Raw genomic sequence first — 3,115 nt, forward strand, 5'->3', positions numbered from 1 at the left:
ATTACTTCCTGCGGTGAAAAGAAACCTTCGATCGTCCCGGCAATTAGCAACATCGGGACGATGCCCATAACTAGTTGTGCTGCTTGCAAGCCATAGATTTTTAGTGCATCCCGTCGCCGATAGCGACCGGGAAATAATAAACCGCGCGCAATTAATAAACCCGCGCCACCCGAAATAAAAATCGCGGGCAATTCTAACGATCCATGGGGAAATACAAACGCCCAAAATGGATAAGCCAATCCATTTTGACCGACTAATGTCGCGACGGCTCCGATTAATAAGCCATTATAGAACAGGGCATAAATCGTCGATAAGCCAGCAAGAATGCCACCACCGACCATCCGGAAACACACGCTGAGGTTGTTAATCGCGATGCTACTCGCTGCAAATGGTTCTGTCCCCAAAATCGACCCCATCCAGAGCTGATGGCGATCGCGGACTTTTTCAATCATCGATTGGGGGACGACGAGCGACATAAAACTAGCATCTTGCCAGGAGAACCACCAGGCAATTAGGGCACCAACTAAAAATAGCCCGAAAGCAACGGCAGTATAGCCCCAAGTTTGGCGTAATACTTGGGGCAATCCCCACAGATAAAAGTCGATCGCGTCGCGTAATTCTTGGCGTCTGGAACCACGATAAATCTGACTGTAGCCGCGTGTGGTCAGGGCTTGGAGTTCCTGGACGATCGTCTCCCCAATTTGATTGGTATTGGCACGGGCGAGGTCTGCTGCTACCGATCGATACAAGCTAGCTAGCGTCCCGATTTCCTTGGCAGTTAAAGTTTTCATTCCGCGCCGCTCGGTACGCTGGAGCAATCCATCAAGTTCTTGCCATTGTCCTTCGCGGCGCGCGATCCAACGTTGGATATTCATCTAGGGAAGAGTGGATAGTGGATAGGGAATAGGGGGAAGAAAATATGAAATAGGGATTAGAGGGCAATTGGCCGATCTCATCTAAACACTGCAACTATCATCAATGCTAAATTCCAACTATCAATTATCAACTATCAATTATTAACTATTTAAAGTATCCCAAATAGATGCAAAGGCCCACGACCGCTAATTAGTTCGACAACGATGCCGATAAACCCGAGCATCGCCAGCCGACCGTTCCAGATTTCGGCGGCATTGGTAAGACCCATCTCCCATTTTTCTTGGGGATACATCTTGATTTTCTTCTTCATCTGGGTGACTCGATCGAGATCCAGACTGGGAGCTGCGGCGGCTCTGAGGACTAAATCTACTAGGGTTTGGATGAAAACGGGGTTCGTATCCAGTGCGGGGACGCGATTGAAGGTATGAATGCCAGCTTCCTCAGCAATTTCGCGATATTCAATGTCGATTTCTTCTAGGGTTTCGATATGTTCGGAGACGAAGCTAATTGGCACCACCACTAGTTCGCTGACGCCTTGAGCCGCAAGTCCGACGATCGCATCTTCTGTATATGGTTGCAGCCATTCGATCGGGCCAACTTTACTTTGATAGGCAAGTGAATGTTCATTTTTGCGCCCGATCTTTTGTACGATCAACTTAGCGCATTCCTCAATTTCTGTTTGATAGGGATCGCCAGCCTCTTGCACGTAGCTAACTGGCACGCCATGCGCGCTAAAAAAGATGTGCGCTCGATCGGGATTGGGACATTTATCGATTTCAGCAGAGATCAGGTCGGACATCGCTTGGAGATAACCAGGCTCCTGGTACCAGTCGGCAATAACGGTATATTGCGCTGGCTTGAGTTGAGGATTTTCTTTCCAGATTTTTTCAATCAGCCGAAAACTCGAACCGCTAGTACTGATCGAAAATTGAGGATAGAGCGGGAGAATTACCAATTGCTCGATCCCATCTTGCTTAATTTGTGCCAGGGCATCTTCGGTAAATGGGTGCCAGTAGCGCATTCCAATGTAGACTTTGGCATCTTCCCCTTGCAATTGAAGCTGACTTTCAAGGGCGCGGGCTTGGGCTTCTGTAATGCGTCGTAGTGGCGAACCGCCACCAATTTTCTCATAATTGGCCTGGGATTTTTTGGCGCGCGACGTAGAAATAATCCAAGCTAACGGTTTTTGGAGAGCCGCGATCGGAATCCGAATAATTTCCGGGTCGGAAAATAGGTTAAACAAGAACGGACGCACATCCGATAATTGCTCCGGCCCGCCCAAATTCAATAGTAAAACCCCTAATCGACCCATAACGGCTGCGTTTTCCCAGTATGTTGCAAATTCTTCATCAATTTTAACAATTATATGATTCGATCGGTAGCAGTTGGCAACTGCTGACACATAAATTTAATTTATATAGTCAGAGATCTCATCCCCCGAACACCACTGGCGTCAGGATCGCAAATAACTGAGCTTAGCAGTTGATCGTCACGATCTCTAGTTATTTTGCTGAGTCGATTTTGGTGCGCTCGATCGAAAAATTGAATGTCGATCTAAACTCAGTTACCATGTAGGATATACGCCTTCAATCTGTAGAGGTCTATGAAACCCATCCAAACGGCTGTTACGCTGATTGCTCTTGCTGGTGCGATCGAGTTTAGTAAGACACAGAGTGTCTTAGGGCATGCACTAAATCCATCCTTAGCATTCGATCGAGTAGCCACATCACCGCAACCGCTTGTTGCTGAGCGCGACAATCTATTTGAGGCGGGGATGAAAAAACAGGAGCAAGAGGACTATGCTGGAGCGATCGCCGATTACACTGCCGCACTCGAAACGCAGCCCCGGCGGGTCGAAGTATATAGCAATCGGGGTTTTGCCTACGCGATGCTCAATCATCTCAAAAGTGCGCTGGTGGATTTCGATCGAGCCATTGAGCTAGCACCCAATAATGCTGATGCTTACAATGGCAGAGGCAATGTCAATGCAATGGCTGGCAATCTCCCTGCTTCAATTCGCGATTTCAATCAATCGATCCGCTGCAATCGCGATTTTGCCGATGCTTATTACAACCGTGCAGTCAGCCGCCATGGTTTAGGCGACAGGCGTGGCGCAAAACGCGATCTCACTCAAGCTGCTAAATTATTTCAACAACAACAAGATCTCGGTGGGTATCAGCAGGCACGGGAGTGGATGAATAAGTTGAAGTAGGGGGTAGGGAATAGGGGATAGGGGATA

General features: G+C 48.1%; 3 protein-coding genes. 1 reads left to right on the forward strand and 2 read right to left on the reverse strand.

What is annotated here, in order from left to right:
* Together RMO84_RS06580 and hemH are read right to left on the reverse strand one after the other, a co-directional pair.
* The coding region (locus RMO84_RS06580) for a stage II sporulation protein M (protein WP_310487675.1) at positions 1–875 on the reverse strand (875 nt) is incomplete at its 3' end.
* A 149-nt stretch (positions 876–1,024) separates the two neighbouring features.
* The gene (hemH, locus tag RMO84_RS06585) at positions 1,025–2,188 is read right to left on the reverse strand and encodes a ferrochelatase (RefSeq protein ID WP_310487677.1); all 1,164 of its coding nucleotides are present in this window, start codon (positions 2,186–2,188) and stop codon (positions 1,025–1,027) included.
* Between the two features lie 291 nt (positions 2,189–2,479).
* On the opposite strand from hemH, the gene RMO84_RS06590 reads away from it, so the two are divergent.
* Positions 2,480–3,088: a tetratricopeptide repeat protein gene (locus tag RMO84_RS06590; protein ID WP_310487676.1), complete on the forward strand. Its 609-nt coding sequence runs from the start codon at positions 2,480–2,482 to the stop codon at positions 3,086–3,088.
* Positions 3,089–3,115 lie beyond the last annotated feature (27 nt).

Origin of the sequence: Chamaesiphon sp. VAR_69_metabat_338 (genome assembly GCF_031423935.1) — a bacterium.
In the GTDB taxonomy this organism is placed as follows: domain Bacteria; phylum Cyanobacteriota; class Cyanobacteriia; order Cyanobacteriales; family Chamaesiphonaceae; genus Chamaesiphon.